19 protein-coding genes and 2 pseudogenes are annotated in these 24734 nt (G+C 74.9%); 17 read left to right on the forward strand and 4 right to left on the reverse strand.

Translation table 11 applies throughout. The features are described 5' to 3' along the window. Positions 1-739: pseudogene (locus ACFXDE_RS39975) on the forward strand (hypothetical protein); the annotation flags it as partial. Beyond that, on the forward strand, positions 631-1542 hold the full coding sequence (locus ACFXDE_RS39980) for a tetratricopeptide repeat protein (RefSeq protein ID WP_380499205.1): 912 nt from the start codon (positions 631-633) through the stop codon (positions 1540-1542). The pseudogene ACFXDE_RS39975 and the gene ACFXDE_RS39980, both read left to right, overlap by 109 nt. A gap of 84 nt (positions 1543-1626) precedes the next feature. Here the strand turns inward: ACFXDE_RS39980 and ACFXDE_RS39985 are convergent, their stop codons facing one another. Further along, entirely contained in the window at positions 1627-2997 is a 1371-nt protein-coding gene (locus ACFXDE_RS39985; protein ID WP_380499196.1) for a DUF1015 family protein, read from the reverse strand. 103 nt (positions 2998-3100) lie between these two features. On the opposite strand from ACFXDE_RS39985, the gene ACFXDE_RS39990 reads away from it, so the two are divergent. Then, positions 3101-3703, forward strand: coding sequence for a tetratricopeptide repeat protein (locus ACFXDE_RS39990; RefSeq protein WP_380446346.1), 603 nt, complete (start codon positions 3101-3103; stop codon positions 3701-3703). An 89-nt stretch (positions 3704-3792) separates the two neighbouring features. Next, the gene (locus ACFXDE_RS39995; RefSeq protein ID WP_380446347.1) at positions 3793-4833 is read left to right on the forward strand and encodes an HAD-IIA family hydrolase; all 1041 of its coding nucleotides are present in this window, start codon (positions 3793-3795) and stop codon (positions 4831-4833) included. 52 nt (positions 4834-4885) lie between these two features. Here ACFXDE_RS39995 and ACFXDE_RS40000 read toward each other — a convergent pair whose 3' ends face one another. Further along, positions 4886-5233 carry an SCP2 sterol-binding domain-containing protein gene (locus tag ACFXDE_RS40000; protein WP_380499197.1) on the reverse strand — a complete coding sequence of 116 codons (348 nt, stop codon included), beginning with the start codon at positions 5231-5233 and terminating at the stop codon, positions 4886-4888. Between the two features lie 174 nt (positions 5234-5407). Between ACFXDE_RS40000 and ACFXDE_RS40005 the strand changes: the two genes are divergently transcribed. The 4 genes from ACFXDE_RS40005 to ACFXDE_RS40020 all read left to right on the forward strand — a co-directional run bounded on the left by ACFXDE_RS40005 (position 5408) and on the right by ACFXDE_RS40020 (position 8368). Beyond that, positions 5408-6271, forward strand: a complete 864-nt coding sequence (locus tag ACFXDE_RS40005) for a hypothetical protein (protein ID WP_380499198.1) — start codon at positions 5408-5410, stop codon at positions 6269-6271. After that, positions 6264-6473, forward strand: coding sequence for a hypothetical protein (locus ACFXDE_RS40010; RefSeq protein ID WP_380446350.1), 210 nt, complete (start codon positions 6264-6266; stop codon positions 6471-6473). The genes ACFXDE_RS40005 and ACFXDE_RS40010 overlap by 8 nt, the downstream gene beginning before the upstream one ends. 76 nt (positions 6474-6549) lie before the next feature. Continuing rightward, a complete protein-coding gene (locus ACFXDE_RS40015; RefSeq protein WP_380446362.1) occupies positions 6550-7356 on the forward strand; it encodes a TlyA family RNA methyltransferase in 807 nt (268 codons plus the stop codon). Positions 7357-7459: 103 nt separating this feature from the next. Then, positions 7460-8368, forward strand: coding sequence for an NAD kinase (locus tag ACFXDE_RS40020; protein ID WP_359965441.1), 909 nt, complete (start codon positions 7460-7462; stop codon positions 8366-8368). A gap of 36 nt (positions 8369-8404) precedes the next feature. On the opposite strand, the gene ACFXDE_RS40025 is transcribed toward ACFXDE_RS40020, so the two are convergent. Continuing rightward, positions 8405-9916 carry a PLP-dependent aminotransferase family protein gene (locus tag ACFXDE_RS40025; RefSeq protein ID WP_380499199.1) on the reverse strand — a complete coding sequence of 504 codons (1512 nt, stop codon included), beginning with the start codon at positions 9914-9916 and terminating at the stop codon, positions 8405-8407. A 134-nt stretch (positions 9917-10050) separates the two neighbouring features. Between ACFXDE_RS40025 and ACFXDE_RS40030 the strand changes: the two genes are divergently transcribed. From ACFXDE_RS40030 to ACFXDE_RS40040, 3 genes are all read left to right on the forward strand, one after another. Continuing rightward, on the forward strand, positions 10051-10731 hold the full coding sequence (locus ACFXDE_RS40030) for a YitT family protein (protein WP_380499200.1): 681 nt from the start codon (positions 10051-10053) through the stop codon (positions 10729-10731). Positions 10732-10819: 88 nt separating this feature from the next. Further along, on the forward strand, positions 10820-12553 hold the full coding sequence (recN, locus tag ACFXDE_RS40035) for a DNA repair protein RecN (RefSeq protein WP_380499206.1): 1734 nt from the start codon (positions 10820-10822) through the stop codon (positions 12551-12553). 176 nt (positions 12554-12729) lie between these two features. Next, positions 12730-13908, forward strand: coding sequence for a glycosyltransferase family 4 protein (locus ACFXDE_RS40040; RefSeq protein WP_380499201.1), 1179 nt, complete (start codon positions 12730-12732; stop codon positions 13906-13908). Positions 13909-13912: 4 nt separating this feature from the next. Here ACFXDE_RS40040 and ACFXDE_RS40045 read toward each other — a convergent pair whose 3' ends face one another. After that, entirely contained in the window at positions 13913-15910 is a 1998-nt protein-coding gene (locus tag ACFXDE_RS40045; protein ID WP_380499202.1) for a glycoside hydrolase family 15 protein, read from the reverse strand. A 727-nt stretch (positions 15911-16637) separates the two neighbouring features. Between ACFXDE_RS40045 and ACFXDE_RS40050 the strand changes: the two genes are divergently transcribed. The 6 genes and pseudogenes from ACFXDE_RS40050 to ACFXDE_RS40075 form a co-directional block, all read left to right on the forward strand. Beyond that, positions 16638-18317 (forward strand): CTP synthase, encoded by a 1680-nt coding sequence (locus tag ACFXDE_RS40050; protein WP_380446354.1) that lies wholly within the window; start codon positions 16638-16640, stop codon positions 18315-18317. Positions 18318-18423: 106 nt separating this feature from the next. Next, positions 18424-19071: an NUDIX domain-containing protein gene (locus tag ACFXDE_RS40055; RefSeq protein ID WP_380446355.1), complete on the forward strand. Its 648-nt coding sequence runs from the start codon at positions 18424-18426 to the stop codon at positions 19069-19071. A 197-nt stretch (positions 19072-19268) separates the two neighbouring features. Next, the gene (locus tag ACFXDE_RS40060) at positions 19269-21491 is read left to right on the forward strand and encodes a tetratricopeptide repeat protein (protein WP_380499204.1); all 2223 of its coding nucleotides are present in this window, start codon (positions 19269-19271) and stop codon (positions 21489-21491) included. Positions 21492-21753: 262 nt separating this feature from the next. Next, positions 21754-22869 carry an alanine dehydrogenase gene (ald, locus tag ACFXDE_RS40065; protein WP_380446357.1) on the forward strand — a complete coding sequence of 372 codons (1116 nt, stop codon included), beginning with the start codon at positions 21754-21756 and terminating at the stop codon, positions 22867-22869. A gap of 434 nt (positions 22870-23303) precedes the next feature. Then, positions 23304-24371, forward strand: a complete 1068-nt coding sequence (locus ACFXDE_RS40070; RefSeq protein ID WP_030245868.1) for a ParA family protein — start codon at positions 23304-23306, stop codon at positions 24369-24371. Beyond that, positions 24368-24734 (forward strand): annotated as a pseudogene (locus ACFXDE_RS40075) (hypothetical protein); the annotation flags it as partial. The gene ACFXDE_RS40070 and the pseudogene ACFXDE_RS40075, both read left to right, overlap by 4 nt.

Genomic DNA, 24734 nt, shown 5'->3' on the forward strand with positions numbered 1-24734 from the left:
GACGGTGGCTGTTTCCGTCGTGACGACCGGGGCGACCGTCCCTCCGGTGGCGGTTTCAACCGTGACCGCGATGACCGCGGTGGCTTCCGCCGCGATGACCGTCCGGCCGGTGGCGGTTTCCGTCGTGACGACCGTCCGTCGGGTGGTTTCCGTCGTGACGACCGTGACGAGCGTCCGCGTCGTGACGACCGGCCGTCGGGTGGCGGTTTCAACCGTGACCGTGACGACCGAGGCGGCTTCCGTCGTGACGACCGAGGCGACCGTCCCTCCGGTGGCGGCTTCCGCCGTGACGACCGCCCGTCGGGTGGCTTCAACCGTGACCGTGACGACCGTCAGGGCGGCGGTTTCCGTCGCGATGACCGTCCGGCCGGTGGCGGCTTCCGCCGTGACGACCGGGGCGACCGCCCCTCCGGTGGTGGCTTCAACCGCGACCGTGACGACCGCGGCGGCTTCCGCCGCGATGACCGTCCGGCCGGCGGCGGCTTCCGCCGTGACGACCGCCAGGGTGGCGGCGGTTACCGCCGCGACGACCGTGGCGGCCGCTTCGAGGGCCGTCGTGACGACCGCCGCGACGACCGTGGCGGCCGCGACTACGACGACCGCCGTGGCAACTACGAGCCCGTCAAGCGTCTGCCGATCCCGGAGGACGTCACCGGTTTCGAGATCGACGCGGACGTGCGCCAGGAGCTCAAGAGCCTGCCCAAGACGCTCGCCGACGACGTCGCCCGCAACCTGGTGATGGTCGCCCGCCTGCTCGACAGCGAGCCGGAGGAGGCGTACCAGTACTCGCGCGTCGCGCTCCGGCTGGCCTCGCGCGTCGCGGCCGTCCGCGAGGCGGCCGGCTTCGCCTCGTACATGACCCAGCGTTACTCCGAGGCGCTGACCGAGTTCCGCGCCGCCCGCCGGATGACCGGTCGCGTGGACCTGTGGCCGGTCATGGCCGACTGCGAGCGCGGTCTGGGCCGTCCGGAGCGGGCGCTCGCGATGGCCGGCGAGCCCGAGGTGAAGCAGCTGGACAAGGCCGGCCAGGTCGAGATGCGCCTGGTCGCGGCCGGTGCGCGCTCCGACATGGAGCAGTTCGACGCCGCCGTGGTGACGCTGCAGAGCCCGGAGCTGGCCTCCAGCGCCGTGCACCCGTGGACCGCGCGCCTGCGGTACGCCTACGCCGAGGCCCTGATCGCGGCCGGTCGGGCGGACGAGGCCCGTGAGTGGTTCGTGAAGGCCGTCGAGGCCGACACCGACGGTTCGACCAACGCCGCCGAGCGGCTGGCCGAGATCGACGGCGTCGAGTTCGTGGACGCGCTCGACCCCGAGCTGGAGGACGAGGCCGAGGAGGCCGAGGCCCCGGCGAAGAAGCGCGGCGGCGACGTGTCCGACGACCGCGTGATCTACGAGGACGAGGAGGACGTCGAGGAGTACTACGACGAGGACGACCTCGAGATCGACGAGGAGTTCGACGGCGTGGTGCCCGAGCGTTCGAAGGACGCCGAGGCCGAGGAGAAGACCGAGGCAGACGCGGCCGAGGCCGACGCCAAGAGCTGACGCGCGACCGACGAGTGAGGCCCTGCCGCACCCCGGGAGATTCCGGGGCGCGGCAGGGCCTCACTGCGTCAGGGCCCGGGCGCGTCAGCCCAGTTCGAGGTTGCGCAGCACCAGTCCGGTGGCCGGCTTCGGCCCGAAGGACGTGGACTTGCGCGGCATCGTGACGCCCTGTTCGGCGAGCCGCCGCACGACGCTCTCGCGCACCGGGTGCAGCAGGACGGCGGTGCCGCCGGTGCGGGCCGCCTCCCGTTCGGCGGCGACGGCGGTGTGCAGGTAGCCGATGTCGTCGGGGCCGTCGGGGACGTGCCAGGTGTGGTCGAGCAGGGTGGCGTGCAGGACGGTCGCGTCGAGGTGGCGCCACTCCTCGGGGCGGTCGCGCGGCACGGTCGCGTCGAGGAGGGCCTCCTCGGGCTCGCCGACGAGCCAGAAGACGCCGTCGCCGCCGGTCAGGACGAAGCCGTTGCCGCCGTGTCGCTTCTGCTCGGCGAGCGCCTGGAGGGCGGAGGCGAGCGGGCCCGGGATCTCCTTGACCTGCCACCGGTCGCCCAGCCGCTCCAGGGCCTCGGCGACCGGCAGCCGGTAGAGCACCCGGTGGATGGCCCGGACGCGCAGCGGGTAGCGGGCGGTGTCCACGAGGAGCACCATGCCGCGGTCCCACGGGCTGCGGGGCAGGTGGCGGTGCTCGCGCTGGAGGCGCAGGTACATCTCCCAGCGGTGGTGGCCGTCGGCGATCAGGGCCCGGCAGCGGGCGAGGTCGCGGCCGATCTCGGCGATGTCGTCGGGTGCGGTGACGGCCCAGAGGCGGTGGTGGGTGCCGTCGCTGGTGGCGGTGGTGAGCAGCGGTTCGTCGCGGACGGTGCGCTCGATGACGTCGGCCGCGCCGCCCTTGCCCCGGTAGGTGAGCAGGAGCGGTTCGAGGTTGGCGCGGGTGGTGCGCATGAGGCCGACCCGGTCGGCGACGGGCCGCGGCATCACGTCCTCGTGCGGGAGGACCACGCCGCCCTCGCGGCCGCTGACCGCGAGGGCGCCGATCAGGCCGCGCTGCAGCAGCTCGGGGGAGTCGGCGGTGGCGGGCACGCGCTGCTCGTAGACGTAGAGCGCGGGCTCGGGGTCGGCGGCGAGGACGCCCTCGCGCTGCCAGTCGCTCAGCAGCCGGGCGGCGTGCCGGTAGCGGGTGTCGCGGTCGGGGCGGTCGCCGCTGTCCTCGGGCTCGGGGCGCGGCAGGATCAGCCGGACCACGTTGTGCGGGTCGGCGGTCTCCAGGTCGAGCCGGCGGCCGGGGTCGACGACGTCGTACGGGGGTGAGGTGACCGCGGCCAGCGTGCCGACCCGGTCGGGGACGTAGCGCAGGCCCCGGAACGGGGACAGGGACAGACCTGCGGTGGCGACGTGCCCGGGATCGCCGGGGCCGCCCTGCGGAGTCTCGGCTCCGTCTTCTGCACTGGAGGTGCTCATTCTGGGCATCGTAACCGGGTACGCGTTGTTGAGAGATCGGAACACCTGTGCCGGTCAGTGGGACGGGTGGGCGACCGAGGGGCGAACGAGGGCGAGGTACGGCATGAACGACGGGTGGAACCAGGTGGATGACGGCGCTCCGGTCCAGCCTGGTGGTGGGGACGGCGCCACCGGTGGCGGCGCCGCCGGGGCGGGCGGCGTCCCGGCGCAGCGGCCGGGCGAGCCCGCCGGGGACGTGTACGAGTGGTTCCGCCGGGGCGGGAAGCTGCTGGCCCAGGGGCACCCGGCGGCGGCCGAGCAGCTGCTGGCCCGGGCGGCGGCGGCCGAGCCGCACTCGCGGAGCATCCGGGAGTCGCTGGCGCGGGCGCAGTTCGACGCGGGTTCGTACGCGGCGGCGCTGGAGAACTTCCAGGCCGTTGCGCTGGCGGATCCCTCCGACGACTACGCTCAGTTCGGGTGGGGCGTCGCGGCGGCCCGGCTGGGCGACTTCGAGACGTCCGCCGAGCACCTGGCGCTGGCCGTGGCGATGCGGCCGGAGGCCGAGCACTACCGGGCGGCGCTGCGGCAGACCCGGGCCACCCTGGCGGCCCGCGCCGGGGCGTTCGGCCCGCTGCTGCCCGGGGCGCCCGGGTACCTGGAGCCCCCGGCGGGCGGGTCCGGCGGCGCCGCCGACGGGAGCGCGGCCGGCGTCGACGACGACGCGTGACCGGCGGGCCCGTCACCGCGGTGAACGACGCACCGGACGCAGTGAACGACGACGCAGAACGACGACGCAGTGAATGAGGTAGAGCAGGCATGACCGAGACGGCCACCCCCGTGCGACGGACCGCCCCCGGGAGCAGCGAGCGCCCGCTCACCGAGGCGTACGACACGGCCCTGCTGGACCTCGACGGCGTGGTGTACGCCGGACCGCACGCGATCGAGCACGCCGTGGACGCGCTGGACGCCGCGCGCGCGGCCGGGATGCGCCTCGCGTACGTGACGAACAACGCCTCCCGGCCGCCCCGGGTGGTGGCCGGGCACCTGACCGAGCTGGGCGTGCCGGCCGAGCCCGCCGACGTGATCAACTCGGCGCAGGCCGCCGCCCGACTGGTCGCCGAGAAGGTGCCGGCCGGGTCGAAGGTGCTGGTCGTGGGCGGTCTCGGGCTGGAGGAGGCGCTGGCCGAGCGCGGTCTGGTGGCGGTCCGGACGCTCGACGAGGAGCCGCTCGCGGTGGTCCAGGGCTACGACCCGTCGGTCGGCTGGGCGCAGCTGGCGGAGGCCTCGTACGCGGTTCAGCGCGGGCTGCCGTGGGTGGCGTCCAACACCGACCTGACGGTGCCGACGGCCCGGGGCATCGCGCCCGGCAACGGGACGCTGGTGGCGGCGGTGCGCGCGGCGACCGGGGTGGAGCCCGAGGTCGCGGGCAAGCCGCTGCCGCCGATGCACCGCGAGACGGTGCTGCGGACGGGGGCCGAGCGGCCGCTGGTCGTGGGTGACCGGCTGGACACCGACATCGAGGGCGCGTTCAACGGCGGGGTGGACAGCCTGCTGGTCTTCACCGGGGTGACGACGGCGGCACAGCTGCTCACGGCCCCGGTCGAGCACCGTCCGACGTACCTCGCGGCCGACCTGCGCGGCCTGCTGGAGCCGCACCCGGCGGTGGAGGCGGCCGAGGGCGGCTTCGCCTGCCGGGGCTGGATCGCGCGCGCCGAGGAGGGCGTGCTGCGGCTGGACGGCGCCGGGGCGGACCGCTGGGACGGCCTGCGGGCGCTGTGCGCGGCCTCCTGGGCGGCGCTGGACGCGGACGGCGAGCCGGCCGACGGGCGGAAGGCGCTCGCCGAGCTGGGCTTCTGACCTTCCAGGCGTCTTCGAGGTCGTCGGACGGGGTCTTCGGGCGGCGGCCCGGTCAGAGCAGGGTGCGCAGCCGCAGGAGGTCGCGGAAGCCCGCCTCCAGCCTGATCCGGCCGCTCGCCCACGCGGAGGCGAAGTTGAGCCCGCCGCCGACCAGGGCGACCAGGTCGTCGCTGGCCATGGTGAGCCGGATCTCCGCCTTCTCGGCGGGGGTGCCAGGCACCGGGACGACGTCCTGGATCCGGCCGTCGCGCAGGCGGCCGGTGAAGGTCAGGTCGAGGTCGGTGATCCGGCAGGAGAGGGAGCGGTCGAGGGCGGCGGCCTTGCGGACGTCGCCGGTGGACTTCGCCATGTTCCGGCTGAGCTGTTCCAGTGCCTCGCGGCACTCCTCGGCGTTGGCCATGGCGGTGGGTCCCTCCCTGGGCGTCCCGGGTTCCGGTGGCCGACGGCGGCGGCCGGCGCGGGGCCACGGTACCGCAGGCGGGTTTTGGCGGTAGCGTCGTCAGTGGGGCGCCCGGTACCGGCCGGGGGCCGACGGCGACGGAGCGATGCGCGCAGGCGCTAAGGAGGCACCCGGATGCTGCCGAGGACGGTGCGGGGAGTGGTGGAGGCCGCGGCCGTGGTGGTGGAGGAGGTCGGCAAGCGGGTCGTCGGGACGGCGGCCACGATCCTGGAACGGACCGGGGTCGACGTCGCCGAGGTCGAGCGCCGGCTGGGCGGGCAGTTCCCGCCGTCGGCCAAGCAGCTGCAGACCCTCGCGGAGGAGGCGGTCACCGCCGGGCGGGCCGGGGTGGACCTGGCCGTCGGGGTGGCGCGCGGCGAGGTGGAGAAGGCCTTCGAGAGGGTCGGCGACCAGGTGACCAAGGTCGGCGTGGTGCTGGCGTACCTGGAGAGCAAGCTGCGCGAGGTCGAGGAGGACGCCGTCCCGGCGGCGCGGCCCGCGGCGGAGGCACAGGACGAGGAGCCCGTGCCGGCGCCGCGTGCGGACGGCCTGTTCGGCCGCGGCTGGGAGCAGCGGCACGAGCCGCCGGCCCGTGCGGTGGGCGAGCCGATAGCGGCGGAGCGGGTGGAGGTGGACGAGCCGGTGGAGGTCGATCCGCCGGTGGCGCCGGCGCATTCGGCGGCCAGGAAGCCGCCGGTGCGGAAGGCTCCCGCCGAGGAGTCCGCGTCCGAGCCCGCCACGAAGCCGGCCGCCAAGCCCGCCGGGAAGAAGACGGCCGCGAAGAAGACGGCCGCGCAGGCCTCGGCGGCCAAGACCACGATGGCCAAGACCACGGCGGTGAAGAAGACGGCCGTGAAGAAGACCGCCACCGCGAAGAACACCGCTGCCAAGAACACCGCAGCCAAGAAGACGGCCGCCGCCGACGCGCCCGCCAAGCGCACCGCGACGAAGAAGACCACCGTCCGCAAGGCCACCAGCACGAAGAAGCCCGATGCCTGACGCCCCCGCCCCGGCGCCCGTCCCCGGCGCCGCCCCCGAGCCGCTCGGCGTCGACCTGGCCCCGACCGGCCACCCCGCCGTGGACGCCGGGCTGGCCCGGCTGGAGGCGTTGGACGGGGTGCCCGCCGAGGCGCACGTCGCGGTGTACGAAGATGTTCACCGGTGCTTCGCCGACGCGCTGGCCGCGCTCGACGGGGACTGACCGGCACCACCCGCACCACCCGTACGACCCGCACCACCGACCCGCACGACCCGTAGGAGCTGAAACACCAGTGGCAGTGGCACGACGCCGTCTCGACGCGGAGCTGGTCCGCCGCAAGCTGGCCCGGTCGCGCGAGCACGCGTCCGAGCTGATCGCGGCGGGCCGGGTGACCGTCGGCGGTACCACCGCGACCAAGCCGGCCACCCAGGTGGAGACCTCGGCGGCGGTCGTCGTGGCCAAGGACGACAACGACCCCGACTACGTGTCGCGCGGCGGCCACAAGCTGGCCGGGGCGTTCGCGGCGTTCGTGCCGCAGGGCCTGGTGGTCGAGGGCCGCCGGGCGCTGGACGCGGGCGCGTCCACCGGCGGGTTCACCGACGTGCTCCTGCGGGCCGGCGCGGCCGGCGTGCTGGCGGTGGACGTCGGCTACGGGCAGCTCGCGTGGTCGCTGCAGAGCGACGAGCGGGTGACGGTGATGGACCGCACCAACGTCCGCGAGCTGACGCTGGAGATGATCGGCGGCACCCCGGTCGACCTGGTGGTCGGCGACCTGTCGTTCATCTCGCTGGGCCTGGTGCTGCCGGCCCTGGCCGGGTGCGCGGCCGCGGACGCGGACCTCGTGCTGATGGTCAAGCCGCAGTTCGAGATCGGCAAGGAACGCCTGGGCAGCGGCGGCGTGGTGCGCAGCCCGCAGCTGCGCGCCGAGATGGTGCGCCAGGTCGCGGCGCAGGCGTGGGAGCTGGGGCTGGGCGTGCGCGCGGTCACCGCGAGCCCGCTGCCGGGGCCGTCCGGGAACGTCGAGTACTTCCTGTGGATGCGCCGGGACGCCCCGCGACTGGACCCGGCGGAGGCGGACCGGGCCGTCGCGGAGGGCCCCCGATAGGGTGCTCGGGGGACGTCGGGTCCGTCATGCTGTGTGATTGCTGGGTGACGCGACCGCACCGGGCCGAGGGCGACCCGGCAGGCGTGAGGGAGAGGGCAGCGGCATGAGCGATGAAGAACGTACGGTCTTCCTGATCGCGCACACCGGCCGGGAGGCGGCGCTGCGCAGCGTCGAGGGCCTGGTGCACGGGCTGCTGAAGGCGGGCGTCCGGATCAGGCTGCTGGCGGCCGAGGCGGTGGGCCTGGACCTGCCGGACGGGGTCGAGAAGGTCGCCGGCGGGCCGGGTGCGGCGGACGGCTGCGAGCTGATCCTGGTCGCGGGCGGCGACGGCACGCTGCTGCGCGGGGCGGAGCTGGCGCGCGAGCACGGGCTGCCGATGCTCGGGATCAACCTGGGCCGGGTCGGCTTCCTCGCGGAGGCCGAGCGGGACGACCTCGCGGTCGTGGTCGAGCGCGTGGTGAAGGCCGACTACGAGGTCGAGGAGCGGATGACGATCGACGTCATCGTCCGCACCAACGGCGACGTGGTGCACCAGGACTGGGCGTTGAACGAGGCCTCGATCGAGAAGGCGTCCCGGGAGCGGATGCTGGAGGTGGTGACCGAGGTGGACGGCCGTCCGGTCTCCAACTTCGGCTGCGACGGGGTGGTCTGCGCGACGCCGACGGGTTCGACGGCGTACGCCTTCTCGGGCGGCGGGCCGGTGGTGTGGCCGGAGGTGGAGGCGCTGCTGATGGTGCCGATCTCGGCGCACGCGCTGTTCGCGCGCCCGCTGGTGACCTCGCCGGACTCGGTGCTGGCGGTCGAGGTGCAGCCGAAGACCCCGCACGGCGTGCTGTGGTGCGACGGGCGGCGCTCGGTCGAACTGCCCGCCGGCGCGCGGGTGGAGGTGCGCCGGGGGCAGACGCCGGTGCGGCTGGCACGGCTGCACCGGGCGCCGTTCACCGACCGGCTGGTGGCCAAGTTCGCGCTGCCGGTGACGGGTTGGCGCGGGCGCTCGAACACGCCCTGCTGATCCGGGGATCCGGGGATCCGGAGAACCGGGGCGGCGTCACACGGCCAGCGGCTGGCTGTCGTCCGCCGTGCCGAACCGGCCGCCGCTGCCCGCCTGCGCGGCGACGGCGGCGAGCCGTTCGACGGCGGCGGGCACGGCGGGCGCCGGCACGGTGAGCGGGATCCGGACGTGGTGCTCGAACGCGCCGTCCGCACCGAACCGGTTGCCGGAGGCGATCCGCACCCCGCCGCGCTCCCCGGCGAGCGCGAGCGCGGCGCCGGACAGGCCGTCGGTGGAGACCCAGAGCGAGAGGCCGCCGGGCGGCGGCGCGTAGCTCCAGCCGGGCAGGTGGCGCGGCAGCGCGGCGCCGAACGCGTCGGCGGTGGCCCGCAGCCGGTCGAGCTGGTGGGCGCGGACGGCGGGGAGGGTCTCGCCCATCAGGTCGGCGGCGATCAGCTGGTCCAGCACCGGGGTGCCGACGTCGCTGTAGACCCGCTCGGAGGCCAGCCGGCGCACCAGCGCGGGCGCGGCCCGCACCCAGCCGATCCGCAGGCCGCCCCAGAGCAGTTTGCCCGCCGACCCGACGGTGACCACCTGGGCGGTGCGGTCCAGCGCGGCCATCGGGCGCGGCAGCGGCGCGTCGGGCGGCACGCCCCAGCCGAGTTCGGTGGTGGTCTCGTCGACCAGGACGACCGTGCCGGCCGTGCGGGCGGCGGCGAGCAGCTCGCGGCGCTGGTCCTCGGGGATCAGCGCGCCGGTCGGGTTGTGGAAGTCCGGCAGGACGTAGGCGAGCCGGGGCGCGGCGCCGTGCAGCACCCGGCGCCACTCGGCGAGGTCCCAGCGCGGCCCGCGCAGCGGCCCGTCCGGCCACGCGTACGGGACGGGCACCAGCCGCGCCTCGGCGAGCCGCAGGGCCTGGAGGGTGTGGGCGTAGGTGGGCGCCTCGACGGCGACGCGGTCGCCGCGGCCGATCAGCACCCGCTGGAGCAGGTGGAGGCCGCCCATCGCGCCGGTGGTGATCAGGATCTGGTCGGGGGTGGTCGGCAGGCCGCGCTCGGTGAAGCGGCGGGCGACGGCCTCGCGGAGCACCGGGACGCCGGTGGGGTAGTGGCCGTGCCCGGCGGCGTAGCGGGGCAGCTGCTCGACGGCGCGGGCGGCGGCCTCGCCGAGGAAGGGCTGCGGGGCGGGCAGGGCGGCGACGCCGAGGTCCAGGGTGCGGTTCTGCTCGTCCGGCGGGACGGGGTGCAGGGCGTCGCTGGGCGGCGGGGCGCCCTCGGGCAGGGTGGTCCAGCTGCCGGAACCGCGGCGGCTGCGCAGGTAGCCGTCGGTGCGCAGCGCCTCGTAGGCGGTGGCGACGGTGGTGCGGCTGAGCTCCAGGGCGGTGGCGAGTTCGCGTTCGGCGGGCAGGCGGGCGCCGACCGGCAGACGGCCCTCGGTGACCAGCAGCCGGATCTGGCCGGCCAGGGTGCGGTAGGCGGGCCGGCGGGCGGTGGCCGGGGCGGGCAGCCGCGCGGTGGAGAGGAGCCGGGCGAGCGCCGGGGGAGTGACGGTGGTGTGCCAGTCGGCCATGGGTGATCAGTCCACTTGCTCGGGATTGGCCCTGGAGTGGGCCCGTTTGGCCCGCTCATCATGACAGGGCGGCCGTCGAGGCCGCCACCACCGGGGCCGTCCCCCCGGGGTGCGGCACCACCGCAGGAGCACCATTGGTCACCACCGCGACCCCGACCGCCGTCCCGTCCGGGCGGGCCCCGCTCGCCGTCCGCGTGCTCGGCGACACCCACGCGCTCGGCCGCCGCCTCCCGCAGCTCCTCGGCGGCCTCGCGCTGTACGGCGCGAGCATGGCGCTGATGCTCCGCTCCGGCCTCGGCCTCGACCCCTGGGACGTCCTGCACCAGGGCCTCCAGCGCGCCCTCGGCCTGACCGTCGGCGCCTGGGTGACGATCTGCGGCGCCCTCGTCCTCCTGCTGTGGATCCCGCTGCGCCAGCGGCCGGGCCTCGGCACCGTCGCCAACGTGCTGGTGATCGGCGCCGCCATGGACCTCACCCTCACCGTCGTCGGCGAGGTCGGCGCGCTGCCCGCCCGGATCGCCCTGATGACCGCCGCGGTCCTGCTCAACGGCCTGGCCAGCGGCCTCTACATCGGCGCCCGCCTCGGCCCGGGCCCGCGCGACGGCCTGATGACCGGCCTGCACCGGCGCACCGGCCGCTCGCTGCGGCTCATCCGCACCGGCATCGAACTGACCGTGCTCGCCGCCGGGATCCTCCTCGGCGGCACCGCCGGGGTCGGCACCGTCGTGTACGCGCTGGCCATCGGCCCGCTGGTGCAGTTCTTCCTGCCCTGGTGCACCGCGCCCGGCCCGGGGCAAACCTCCCGGAAGGGATGAACTTCCGGGCACGGAGTTGCCGCGCGCCGTTGCCGCTCGTCGCGCGCCGGGGGTGGAACCTCGTAAGGTCGTCTCCGTGTTGGACGAGATGCGGATACGGGATCTTGGCGTCATCGACGACGCGGTGGTCGAACTGGCGCCCGGCTTCACCGCCGTGACCGGTGAGACCGGCGCGGGCAAGACCATGGTGGTGACCAGCCTCGGCCTGCTGCTGGGCGGCCGGGCCGACCCGGGGCTGGTGCGCAACGGCACCGGACGCGCCGTCGTCGAGGGCCGGCTCGAACTGCCCGCCGGCTCCCCGGCGGCGGCCCGCGCGATCGAGGCCGGGGCCGAACTGGACGACGGCGCCCTGCTGATCAGCCGCACCGTCTCCGCCGAGGGGCGCTCGCGGGCGCACGTCGGCGGCCGGTCCGTGCCGGTCGGGCTGCTCGCCGAACTCGGCGAGGACCTGATCGCGGTGCACGGCCAGACCGACCAGCAGCGGCTGCTGCGCCCGGCCCGCCAGCGCGGCGCCCTCGACCGGTACGCGGGCGAGACGGTCGCCGAGCCGCTGGCGCGCTACCGGGAGACCTACCGGGCGCTGCGCGAGGTCTCGGCGACCCTGGAGGAGCTGACCACCCGGGCCCGCGAGCGCGCCCAGGAGGCCGACCTGCTGCGCTTCGGGCTGGACGAGATCGCCGCCGCCGAGCCGGTGGCCGGCGAGGACGTCGAGTTGTCGGCCGAGGCCGAGCGCCTCGGCCACGCCGACGCGCTGTCCTCCGCCGCGACCCTCGCCCACGCCGCCCTGGCCGGTGACCCGGCCGACCCGGAGGCGCTGGACGCCGGCACCCTGCTCGCGCAGTCCCGCCGCGCCCTGGACGCCGTCCGCCACCACGACGAGCGGCTGGCCGCCCTGGCCGACCGCCTCAACGAGGTCGGCTACCTGCTCGCCGACGTGGCCGGCGACCTGGCCGGCTACGCGGACGACCTGGACGCCGACCCGGTGCGCCTGGCCGCCGTCGAGGAGCGCCGGGCCGCGCTGGCCCAGCTGCTGCGCAAGTACGGCGGTGCGGAGAACACCCTCGCCGAGGTGCTCGCCTGGGCCGAGGCCGGGTCCGCCCGGCTCGCCGAACTCGACGGCGACGACGACCGGATCGACGAGCTCGGCGCCCGGGAGACCGAGCTGCGCGCCGAGCTGGCCGAACTCGCGGCCGAGGTGTCGGCCGCCCGGCACGCCGCCGCCGGGCGCTTCGCCGAGGCCGTCTCCGCCGAACTCGCCGAACTGGCCATGCCGCACGCCCGGGTGGCCTTCGCGATCTCCCTGGTCGACGACCTCGCCGGGATCGAGGTCGACGGCCGCACCGTCGCCTACGGCCCGCACGGCGTGGACGAGGTCGAGGTGCTGCTCGCCCCGCACCCCGGCGCCCAGCCCCGCCCGATCGCCAAGGGCGCCTCCGGCGGTGAGCTGTCCCGGGTGATGCTCGCCGTCGAGGTGGTCTTCGCCGGCGCCGACCCCGTCCCCACTTACCTGTTCGACGAGGTGGACGCGGGCGTCGGCGGCAAGGCCGCGGTCGAGATCGGCCGCCGGCTCGCCAAGCTGGCCGAGTCCGCCCAGGTCGTGGTCGTCACCCACCTCCCGCAGGTCGCCGCGTTCGCGGACCGGCACCTCGTCGTGGAGAAGACCAACGACGGCACCGTGACGCGCAGCGGCGTCAAGGTGCTCAACGACGAGGAGCGGGTGCGGGAGCTCTCCCGGATGCTGGCCGGCCTGGAGGACTCCGAGCTGGGCCGCGCCCACGCCGAGGAGTTGCTGGCCGCCGCCCGGGCCCCGCGCCGGCGCTAGCCGGCCCCTTCGCCGGGTCCGGCGGCCCTCGCGGCACGACGACGCGCCCCCGGTGGCGCCGACTGTCCAAGAGGGCCGCCGACCTGGCATGGTGGCGGCTGGACACTGGCTTTCCAGTCCCGAGCGCCGCCGGCGGGCAACCCCCGCAGCGGGGCGCGCGAACCTGATCGAGTCGGATGCGAGACGACGTGGACCATTCCGCCGCCCGGGTCACCCCGGCCGCCCCCGAGCCGGGCCAGCTGCACGTGGTGCTCGTCCTGGCCGCCAGCACCGGCGGGATCGGTGCCCATGTCCGCTCCCTCGCCCAGGGCCTGGTCGCGCACGGGGTCGGCGTCACGGTCTGTGCCCCGGCCGGCACGGACGCGCTGTTCGGCTTCTCCCGCACCGGCGCCCGGTTCCACACCGTCGACATCACCCCCACCGCTGGCGCCCGCAGCGACGCCACCGCCATCGGCGAGCTGCGCCGTGCCTTCACCGGCGCCGACGTGGTGCACGCCCACGGCCTGCGCGCCGGGCTGCTCTCCGACCTCGCGCTGCGCACCGCCGGCCGCTTCCCGGGCCTGCGCCCGGAGACGCCGCTGGTGGTCACCTCGCACCACGCGCTGCTGGCCACCGGCATGGAGCGCCGCCTCCAGCGGCTCATGGAGCGCCGGGTGGCGCGCGCCGCCGACCTCGTCCTCGGGGCCTCCTCCGACCTCGTCGCCCGGGCCCGCGAGCTGGGCGCCACCGACGCCCGGCTCGGCCCGGTGGCCGCCCCGCCGATGCCCGAGGGACGGCTCGACCGGGCCTCGGCGCGGGCCGCGCTGCTCGGCGGGGGCCCGGACCGGCCGCTGGTGCTGGCGGTCGGCCGGCTCGTCCCGCAGAAGGCCTTCGGGCTCCTGCTGGACGCCACCCGCGAACTGTCCGCGCTGGACCCGCAGCCGCTGCTGCTGCTCGCCGGGGACGGCCCGGAGGCGGCCGCGCTGCGCGAGCGGGTCGCCGCGGAGAAGCTGCCGGTGCGGCTGCTCGGCTACCGCACCGACGTGCCCGACCTGCTGTCGGCCGCCGACGTCGTGGTCGTCTCCAGCCGCTGGGAGGCCCGCTCGCTGGTCGTCCAGGAGGCGATGCGGGCCGGCGTGCCGGTGGTCGCCACCGCCGTCGGCGGGATCCCCGAACTGGTCGGCGACGCGGCCATGCTGGTGCCCGCCGGTGACCCGGCCGCGGTCGGCCGGGCCGTGCGCGAGCTGCTGGCCGACCCGCGGCGCCGGGAGCGGCTGGTGGCGGCCGGCCGCCAGCAGGCCGAGACCTGGCCGGACGAGGCCGCCACCGTCGCCCAGGTGCTGAGCACCTACGACGAGCTGGTCCAGCGCGCCTAGGGGGTCAGACGGTCGCCTGCTCCACCCGCTCGCCGGCGTGGCCGTCGGGCTGGGCCGACAGGTAGGCGCCGCCGCAGGCGGTCAGGCGCAGCGCGGTGTCGATCAGCGGGACGTGGCTGAAGGCCTGCGGGAAGTTGCCGACCTGGCGCTTCTCGCGCGGGTCCCACTCCTCGGCGAGCAGGCCGAGGTCGTTGCGCAGCCCGAGCAGCTTGTCGAACAGCTCGCGGGCCTCCTGGACCCGGCCGATCATGGCGAGGTCGTCGGCCAGCCAGAACGAGCAGGCGAGGAAGGCCCCCTCGTGGCCGGAGAGGCCGTCGACGTTGCTGCCGCTCTCGTCGTGGGTGGGGTAGCGCAGCACGAAGCCGTCCTCGGTGGACAGTTCGCGCTGGATGGCCTCGATGGTGCCGATGACGCGCTTGTCGTCCGGCGGGAGGAAGCCGACCTGGGGGATGAGCAGCAGCGAGGCGTCCAGTTCCCGGCCGCCGTAGTACTGCGTGAAGGTGTTGCGCTCGGGGTCGTAGCCCTTCTCGCAGACGTCCCGGTGGATGGTGTCGCGCAGCTCGCGCCAGCGCTCCAGCTGGTCGTCGCCGGGGGCGTCCTCGGGGGTCTGCTCCAGCAGCTTGATGGTGCGGTCGACGGCGACCCAGGCCATCACCTTGGAGTGGACGAAGTGCCGGCGCGGGCCGCGGACCTCCCAGATGCCCTCGTCCGGGTTCTGCCAGTGGTCCTCCAGGTACCCGATCAGGCGCAGCTGGAGGTGGTGGGCGTGGTCGTTGCGGACCAGGCCGGTCATGTGGGCCAGGTGCAGGGCCTCGACGACCTCGCCGTAGACGTCGAGCTGGAGCTGGCCCGCGGCGCCGTTGCCGATCCGCACGGGCTGGGAGTTCTCGTAGCCGGGCAGCCAGTCCAGCGAGGACTCGGTGAGCTCGCGCTCGCCCGCGATGCCGTACATGATCTGCAGGTTCTCCGGGTCGCCGGCGACCGCGCGCAGCAGCCACTCGCGCCAGGCGCGGGCCTCGTCGCGGTAGCCGGTGCGCAGGAGCGAGGAGAGGGTGATCGCGGCGTCGCGCAGCCAGGTGTAGCGGTAGTCCCAGTTGCGCTCGCCGCCGATGTCCTCGGGCAGGGAGGTGGTGGGGGCGGCGACGATGCCGCCGGTGGGGGCGTAGGTGAGGCCCTTGAGGGTGATCAGCGAGCGGATCACGGCCTCGCGGTAGGGGCCCTGGTAGGTGCACTGCTCGGCCCACTCGTGCCAGAAGTCGGCGGTGGCGTCGAGCATCGCCTCGGCGTCCGGGGCCTTCGGGGCGTCCAGGTGGGAGGCCTGCCAGGTGAGGGCGAAGGCGATCCGCTCGCCGGCGGTGACGGTGAAGTCGGCGTAGGTCGTGAGGTTGCGGCCGTAGGTGTCGGCCTCGCCGTCCAGCCAGACCGAGTCGGGCCCGGCGACGGCGACGGTGCGGTGGCCGCCGTCGGCCTGCTCGACCCGGTGCACCCAGGGCACGATGCGGCCGTAGGAGAAGCGCATCCGCACCGCCGAGCGCATCCGGACGGTGCCGGCCACGCCCTCGACGATCCGGATCACCTGGGGGACGGCGTCCTTGCCGGCCAGCGGGCGCGGCGGCATGAAGTCGATCACCCGGACGGTGCCGCCCTGGGAGTCCCACTCCTGCTCCAGGATCAGCGAGTCGCCCCGGTAGCGGCGGCGGTCGGCGGGCACGGCGGGAGCGGCGGCGGTCGGCGGGGGGACCCGCAGGTCGGCCGTGTCGGCGAAGCGGACCCGGCCGGTGACCGGGGCCGGGGCGGCCGTGGGGGCGGGGACCTCGCTCGCGACGGCTTCGGCCGGGCCGATCCGCCAGAAGCCGTGTTCATCGGTGCCCAGCAGGCCGGCGAACACGGCCGGCGAGTCGAAGCGGGGCAGGCACAGCCAGTCGACCGCCCCGTCCCTGCTGACCAGGGCGGCGGTCTGCATGTCCCCGATGAGTGCGTAGTCCTCGATACGGCCGGCCACGTGGATCTCCAGTTCGCAATGTGGTCACGACGCATCGGCGATCCGAGGGGAGCGAGCGGTCTGCGGGGCCGGAGGCCCACCCCGGGACGTCCGGACCGCCGGTGGGTGGTGGCGGGCCTTGCCGGAGTGTCCGCGCGGGGCTCGGTGGAGCCCCCGGGGTGGGTGGGGGAGGAGCTGGATTACGGAGAGGTCCGGTCGCGCATCGGGGACCGGGAGCGTCCTGACCCTCCCACGCCCTCCGCGTGCTCGTGCTGTCGGCGATGCGTCCGTGCAGCTTACGACGGACGAAAGGGGCGAAGCACGCGGACGCAGCCCCGTGTGGCGCCACAATTCGGGGGAAATGCCGTGCATCGCGGAGGCGGCGTGAAGGATGGTCCGGACGGATCAGTTCCGCGTGGTCCGCCAGGAGGGGGTGGCATGGCCCGGTCGGGGAGTGCCGTCGTGGCCCGGTCCGGCGGTGGTGCGACCGGTGTGACGGATGCGCCGTACGGTGCGCCGGTGGTGCGCCCCGCGTGCGCCGTGTCGGCGGTGCGAGCGGCCGGGAAGGCGTCCGGGTCGGGTCACTGATACCCTGGTATCCCGTGGACCGGTGGGATCAAACGCCCCGGACCAGCCGAACCGACGACCCTTCGGGTGCCGTGCCTCACACCGCACCCCCTCGTCGCCCGGCGAGCCGGTGAGCCCCCACCCACGTCACTTTCGACACGCGACCCACGGGAGCCCCCTCTTGGCACAGCCCCATTCCGGCAAGGCAGCGAACGGCCGCGCCGTGACGACCAAGCACCTCTTCGTCACCGGGGGTGTCGCCTCTTCGCTCGGCAAGGGGCTCACCGCCTCCAGCCTCGGCGCCCTGCTCAAGGCCCGCGGACTGCGCGTCACGATGCAGAAGCTCGACCCGTACCTCAACGTGGACCCGGGCACCATGAACCCGTTCCAGCACGGTGAGGTCTTCGTCACGGACGACGGCGCCGAGACCGACCTGGACATCGGCCACTACGAGCGGTTCCTGGACACCAACCTGCACGGCTCGGCCAACGTGACCACCGGCCAGGTCTACTCCACCGTGATCGCCAAGGAGCGGCGCGGCGAGTACCTGGGCGACACGGTCCAGGTCATCCCGCACATCACCAACGAGATCAAGTCCCGGATCCGCCGCATGGCGACCGAGGACGTCGACGTCGTGATCACCGAGGTCGGCGGCACCGTCGGCGACATCGAGTCGCTGCCGTTCCTGGAGGCCGTCCGCCAGGTCCGCCACGAGGTCGGCCGGGACAACGTGTTCTTCGTGCACGTCTCCCTGCTGCCCTACATCGGCCCCTCGGGCGAGCTCAAGACCAAGCCCACCCAGCACTCCGTCGCCGCGCTGCGCAACATCGGCATCCAGCCCGACGCGATCGTGCTGCGCGCCGACCGCGAGGTCCCGCAGGCCATCAAGCGCAAGATCTCGCTGATGTGCGACGTGGACGAGGAGGCCGTGGTCGCGGCCATCGACGCCAAGTCGATCTACGACATCCCCAAGGTCCTGCACGGCGAGGGCCTGGACGCCTACGTGGTGCGCCGGCTCGACCTGCCGTTCCGCGACGTGGACTGGACCACCTGGGACGACCTGCTGCGCCGCGTCCACGAGCCGCAGCACATCGTCAAGGTCGCCCTGGTCGGCAAGTACATCGACCTGCCGGACGCCTACCTGTCGGTGACCGAGGCGCTGCGCGCCGGCGGCTTCGCCAACAACGCCCGGGTCGAGATCAAGTGGGTCACGTCCGACGACTGCGAGACGCCCGAGGGCGCCCGCGAGCAGCTCGGCGACGTGGACGCGATCTGCATCCCCGGCGGCTTCGGCGACCGCGGCGTCAACGGCAAGGTCGGCGCCATCACCTTCGCCCGCGAGAACAAGGTCCCGCTGCTGGGCCTGTGCCTGGGCCTGCAGTGCGTGGTCATCGAGGCGGCCCGCAACCTGGCCGGCCTGCCGGAGGCCAACTCCACCGAGTTCGACGCCGCCGCCAAGCACCCGGTGGTCTCCACCATGGCCGAGCAGCTGGCGATCGTCGACGGCAAGGGAGACCTGGGCGGCACCATGCGCCTCGGCCTCTACCCGGCCAAGCTCGCCGAGGGCTCGATCGTCCGTGAGGTCTACGGCGGCGAGCAGTACGTCGAGGAGCGCCACCGCCACCGCTACGAGGTCAACAACGCCTACCGCGCGGACCTGGAGAAGACCGGCCTGCAGTTCTCCGGCCTCTCGCCCAAGGGCGACCTGGTCGAGTACGTGGAGTACCCGCGCGAGGTGCACCCGTACCTGGTGGCCACCCAGGCCCACCCGGAGCTGAAGTCCCGTCCGACCCGCCCGCACCCGCTGTTCGCGGGCCTGGTCAAGGCGGCCATCGTGATCAAGACCGCGGCGTCCGAGTAGTCACACCCTCCTCGGCCCCGGTCGTTCACCCGACGGCGGTCCCGCGATTCCCGCGGGGCCGCCGTTCGGCGTTAGATTGTGTCGTACTGACGAAAAGGGGAGAGCGATGGACGACAGCAGCGACCGGGTGATCGCCGACGCGGCCGAGGAGTGGGAGGTCCGCGAGGGCCGCACGCCGTTCCAGGGCCGGGTCACCGGCGTGCGCAGCGAGGAGGTCCGGATGCCCGACGGCAGCTGGGCCCGCCGCGACTACCAGACCCACCCCGGCTCGGTGTCGGTGCTCGCCCTGGACGACAAGGAGCGGGTGCTCATCCTGCGCCAGTACCGCCACCCCGTCCGCCAGCGGCTCTGGGAGCTGCCGGCCGGCCTGCTCGACGTGCCCGGCGAGAACCCGTGGCACGCGGCCAAGCGGGAGCTGTACGAGGAGGCGCACGTCGAGGCCGGCACCTGGCGGGTGCTCGCCGACTACTACACCTCCCCGGGCGGCACCGACGAGGCGCTGCGGATGTTCCTCGCGACCGACCTGTCCGACGCCGAGGGCGAGCGCTACGCGGCCGAGGGCGAGGAGCAGGAGATCGAGACGGCCCGGGTGCCGGTGCCCGAGCTGATCCGGCTGATCCAGGCCGGGCGGCTGCACAACCCGACGCTGGTCACCGGCACGCTCGCGGTGCACGCCGCGCTGACGACGCCCGGCGGGCTGGACGCGCTGCGCCCGCCGGAGGCGCCCTGGCCGGCCCGGCCCTTCGAGGCCTGAGCCGGCCCTCCCGGGGCTCTCTCGGGGCCCGCTCGGGGCGCTCCCGGCGCTCCCGTTGATCCGGCGGGGTGATTTGCCGGTTCGTACGACCGGATGTCACCTCGGCCGGGCCGGACGGCGCAACTACGCTTCGCAGACAGGCGGTCCGTCCCGGGCCGCGCGCGCTGAGCACCGGACGACGTCGGGAGTGGGCACGGGTGGCGAGGAAGACGGTGACGATGGACGCCGGCCCCGGAGTGCCCGCCGGGTCCGTGCCCGGTGTGGAGCGGCTGCCGGCGGGCCCCACGGTGTTCGCCGGGCGGCGCGCCGAACTGGCCGCGCTGCGGGCCGCCGCGGCCCGCCCGGCCGCCGGCCGCAGCCCGGTGCTCGTGCTCGCCGGGCGCCCCGGCTCGGGCCGCACCGCGCTCGCCGTGCGCTTCGCCCGCACCGTCGCCGCGGACTACCCCGACGGCGTGCTCTTCACCCGCCTGTCCGCGCCCGACGGCGCCCGGGTGCCGCCCGCCCGCGCCGCCCGCCTGCTGCTGGAGCAGCTCGACCCGGCCGCGGACGTGCCGCTGCCCGGCGCGGCCGAGGACGGGCGCGACGAACCGGCCTGCGTCGCGCTGCGCGAGGCCCTGACCGGCCGCCGGGTCCTGCTGCTGCTCGACGACGTCCGGGACGCCGGGCAGCTGTGGCCGCTGCTCGCCGACGAGCCCGGTTGCCTGGTGCTCGCCACCACCGCCGGGCCGCTCACCGGCATCGAGGACATCGACCCCGTCATCCTCGGCGGGCTCGACCGGCAGGCCTCCGGCGAGCTGCTCGCCGACCTGGTCGGTGGCACCCGGCTCTCCTGCGACCCGGTCGGCGGCGCCGACCTCGCCGAGGCCTGCGCCGCCAGGCCGGCCGCGCTGCGGCTGATGGCCGGTTGGCTGCGCGGCAACCCGAAGACGGCCGTCACGGACGCGGCGCGCGAGCTCGCGGGCGTCCTGGGCGAGGAGGCGGCCCGGCCGGCGGCGGACCGGCACAAGGCGGCGAGGGACGGCGCGAAGGACGCCGGGAAGGACGCTCCGAACGACGTGGCGAAGGGGGCCGCGCAGAGCGCCGTGAACGGCGCCGTGAAGAGCGCCGCGCAGAGCGCCGTGAAGAGTGTCGTGAAGAGTGTCGTGAACGAGGGGAAGAAGGAGGAGAAGGCGGCGGCCCCGAAGGGCGCGAAGACCGCCAAGGGAGCCAGGGCGGGCAAGGGGACCAACGGCCTCAAGGACGCGAAGGGGGCCGGGACCGGCGCCGCCGCGGCGCCGGAGCCGCCCGCCGAACCGGCCACGGACCCGGCGGCCTGGGTCAAGCCCGCCCCGGAGCCCGCCGAGCCGGTGCCCGTCCCCGACAACGACCCGCTGGTCGGCGCGTTCACCCTGGTGTACCGCACGCTGCCGGCCGCCCAGGCGCGGATGCTGCGCACCCTCACCCTGGCCCCCGCCCAGACGGCCGACCCCCGCACCGCCTCCGCCCTGGTCGGCTGCCCGGCGCCGGACGCCGCCGCGACGCTGGCCGCGCTCGCCGGGCGGGAGCTGCTCGCCGAGGAGCCGCCGGCCCCCGACGGCACGCCGCGCTACCGGGTGCCCGCGCGGCTCTACCCGCGGCTCGTCCGGCTGCGCGAGCACGAGGACCGGCCCGCCGAGACCGAGCTCGCCCGGGCCCGGCTGCTGGAGCGGATGGTCCGGCTCACCGAGTCGGCCCGGGCGCTGCTCGACCCGGCCGCCGGCCCCGCACCGGACCCGCTGCCCGCCGCGCTGCGGCTGCGCTCGGCCGCGCACGCCCGGGAGTGGCTGCTCGGCGAGCGGGACCTCCTGCTCACCGCCGTCGGCGACGCGATCGGCCAGGGCGACCTCGACGGCTCGGCCGGGCGGCTGGTCACCGCGCTGCTGCGGGCGCTGCCGCTCACCGGCGGCGCGGCGCCCGCCGACCTGCACCGGCTGCACGAGCTGGTACTGACCGTCGCCGAGCGCAACGGCCGGCCCCGGCGCGCCTCGGCCGCGCTGCTCAACCTGGGCGACCTGCAGGCCGCCGCCGGGCGCTGGGAGCTCGCCGGGACGCACTACCGGGCCGCCCTGGAGCACGCCCGCAGCGTCGGCGACCAGCCGCTCTGCGCGCGGGCGCTGGAGGGCGCGGCCGGGTGCCACCGGGCGCTCGGGGACGCCGTCCGCGCCGCCGACTGGTACGGGCGGGCGCTCGGGCTGCGGCAGTCGATGGGGGAGCAGGCGGCGGAGGCCCGGCTGCTCGCCCGGGTGGCCGAGGCGCACACCGCCCAGCGCCGTTTCGAGGAGGCCGAGCGCGAGTACCGCGCCGCCCTGGCGGTGCTGCGCAGGCTCGGCGACGCACGGGGTCAGGAGGCCGTCGGAGCCAGCCTGGCGGACCTGCGCGAACGCCTCTACACCGGGTGGTGAGGGGCGATTCGGGGGTATTGTCTTAGATGTCCGGTTCGGGCATCTTTGATGGGAAGATCGCGGTGGAAGCCTACGAACCTGCCAATGTGTCCGGCAAAATTAGTCACTTTGGAAGGCTGACACGCCGACTGGGCTTCATTACACTCGGACTCAGTCGCGCAGCGATCCATGCCCCGGGCTGCCCCCGGAGGCTTCCCCCTGTGCGCGGCGCCCGCCGGTCTTCTCCGGTAGGGACCCCCATGGCAAGAGGACGTGTTTAGCCGTGAAGGTCGGCATCCCCCGCGAGGTCAAGAACCACGAGTACCGCGTGGCCATCACGCCCGCCGGCGTGCATGAGCTGGTCCGCAACGGACACGAGGTCTACATCGAGGACAACGCCGGTGTCGGCTCCTCGATCCCCAACGAGGAGTACGTGGCCGCCGGCGCCACCATCCTCCCCACCGCCGACGAGGTGTGGGCCACCGCCGACCTGCTGCTGAAGGTCAAGGAGCCCATCGCCTCGGAGTACCACCGCCTCCGCAAGGGCCAGACCCTCTTCACGTACCTGCACCTGGCGGCCGACCGCGCCGGCACCGACGCGCTCGTCGCGTCCGGCACCACCGCGATCGCGTACGAGACCGTGCAGCTCGGCAACGGCGCCCTGCCGCTGCTCGCCCCGATGTCCGAGGTCGCGGGCCGGCTGGCCCCGCAGGTCGGCTCCTACCACCTGATGCGCCCGGCCGGCGGCCGCGGCGTGCTGCCCGGTGGCGTGCCCGGCACCCACCCGGCCAAGGCCGTCGTCATCGGCGGTGGCGTCTCCGGCTGGCACGCGGCCACCATCGCCATCGGCATGGGCTACGAGGTGACCCTGCTCGACCGCGACATCAACAAGCTGCGCGAGGCCGACCGCATCTTCGGCACGAAGATCAAGGCCATCGTCTCCAACACCTTCGAGCTGGAGAAGGCCGTCATCGAGGCCGACCTGGTCATCGGCGCCGTGCTGATCCCGGGCGCCAAGGCCCCGAAGCTCGTCACCAACGAGCTGGTCTCCCGCATGAAGCCGGGCTCCGTGCTCGTCGACATCGCCATCGACCAGGGCGGCTGCTTCGAGGACTCGCGTCCCACCACGCACGCCGAGCCGACCTTCCAGGTCCACGACTCGGTCTTCTACTGCGTGGCCAACATGCCGGGCGCCGTCCCGAACACCTCCACCTACGCGCTGACCAACGCGACGCTTCCGTACGTCGTCGAGCTGGCCAACCGCGGGTGGAAGGAGGCGCTGCGCCGTGACCCGGCGCTCGCCAAGGGCCTGAACGTGCACGAGGGCCAGATCACCTTCCCGGCCGTCGCCGAGGCCTTCGGCCTGGAGTCGGTGTCCCTGGAGAGCGTGCTCGCCTGAACACCCTGACCGCACGGCGGTCGTTCGCCCCCGACCCTCTCCCCTCGGGTCGGGGGCTTCGCCGTGCGCGTGAACGGCCGGTGGCGCGGGCGGGTCGCTCTGTCGTCAATTTTCGTCGGTCGTGTCACCCCACCGCACCCCGGCGCAGAAACGTTAGGGTCAACAGGCCACTCATCCCTTGACAGCGGCCCGCCCGATAGTCGACACATGAGGCCCACTACCGTGGATTGTGTTGCTGCGAACGCCTTGAACGGCCTAGAGTCGCAAACCGTCGGCTGCTGCCACGCTGACGAATCGACATAGAGTCCTGGATGCCCAAGGAGGTAAGACGACTTGTGAATGAGTCGACATTTGCTCCCGGGGGTGGTCAGCCAGGACTGGCGGAACGCACCGCCGGCCAGCCGAGTGAGGAGCCCGGGGCCCGGCAGCCCTCCGTGGGCTCGGCCGAGGTCGGCTCGGTCGCACTCCGTACCTTCGAAGCACGCCAGAACACAGCGCAGGTGACCACGGTGACCGATCACGACGCCGACTTGGCGGCCTACGGCCTGGCCTACGGCGAGTTCGCCTACGGCGCCTACGACGACCCGGACGCCGAGTACGAGCCGGACCCGGAGTACGCCGCCACGCTGGCCCCCGACGCCGCGCGCCAGCGCCGCGAGCGGGTCGGCCCCACCGGCCGCCCGCTGCCCTACTTCCCGATCCCCGCGCCGGTGGCCGAGCACGGCCCCGCGCAGATCATCGCGATGTGCAACCAGAAGGGCGGCGTCGGCAAGACCACGTCGACCATCAACCTGGGCGCCGCGCTGGCCGAGTACGGCCGCCGGGTGCTGCTCGTCGACTTCGACCCGCAGGGCGCGCTCTCGGTCGGACTCGGCGTCAACCCGATGGAACTCGACGTCACGGTCTACAACCTCCTCATGGAGCGCGGCCTGACGGCCGATGAGGTCCTGCTCAAGACGGCCGTGCCGGGCATGGACCTGCTGCCGTCCAACATCGACCTCTCCGCCGCCGAGGTCCAGCTGGTCAGCGAGGTCGCCCGGGAGTCCGCGCTGGCGCGCGCCCTGAAGCCGCTGCTGCCGGACTACGACTACGTCATCATCGACTGCCAGCCCTCGCTGGGCCTGCTGACGGTCAATGCGCTGACAGCCGCTCACAGCGTCATCGTCCCGCTGGAGTGCGAGTTCTTCGCCCTGCGCGGCGTCGCGCTGCTCACCGAGACCATCGAGAAGGTCTGCGAGCGGCTCAACCCCGAGCTGCGCCTGGACGGCATCCTCGCCACCATGTACGACTCGCGCACCGTGCACAGCCGCGAGGTGCTCGCGCGCGTCGTCGAGGCGTTCGGCGAGCACGTCTTCCACACCGTCATCGGGCGGACCGTGCGCTTCCCGGAGACCACCGTCGCCGGCGAGCCGATCACCACGTACGCGACCAACTCGGTCGGTGCCGCCGCCTACCGCCAGCTCGCCAGGGAGGTGCTCGACCGGTGCCGCCCCGCCGAGTGAGTCTCCCGGGTGCCGACGAGCTGTTCCGGACCACCGGCGGGATGGCGCTGTCGCCGTCCCTCGCGCCGCGTCCGGCCGCCGAGGCATCCAGACCGGAGACCGCGCGGACCGGCAACGGCACGGACGGCGCCGAGGGCGCCGAGGGCACGCAGGACGCCCAGGACGCCCGGGGCACCGGCGAGACGGGACGCCGGCCGTCCCCGCAGGACCAGTCGGCCGCCACCGTCCCGGCGCCCGCGCAGCCGCCCGTGCAGCGCTCCGCCGGGGCCCCGGGCGGCAAGACCGTCCAGGGCGGCCGCGGCGCCGCCGCCACCCCGGCCGGCGCCCCGGCGGCGGCCCGGCACGCCGGCACCGCTGAGGAGC

Source organism: Kitasatospora sp. NPDC059408, assembly GCF_042751525.1.
Taxonomy (GTDB): domain Bacteria; phylum Actinomycetota; class Actinomycetes; order Streptomycetales; family Streptomycetaceae; genus Kitasatospora.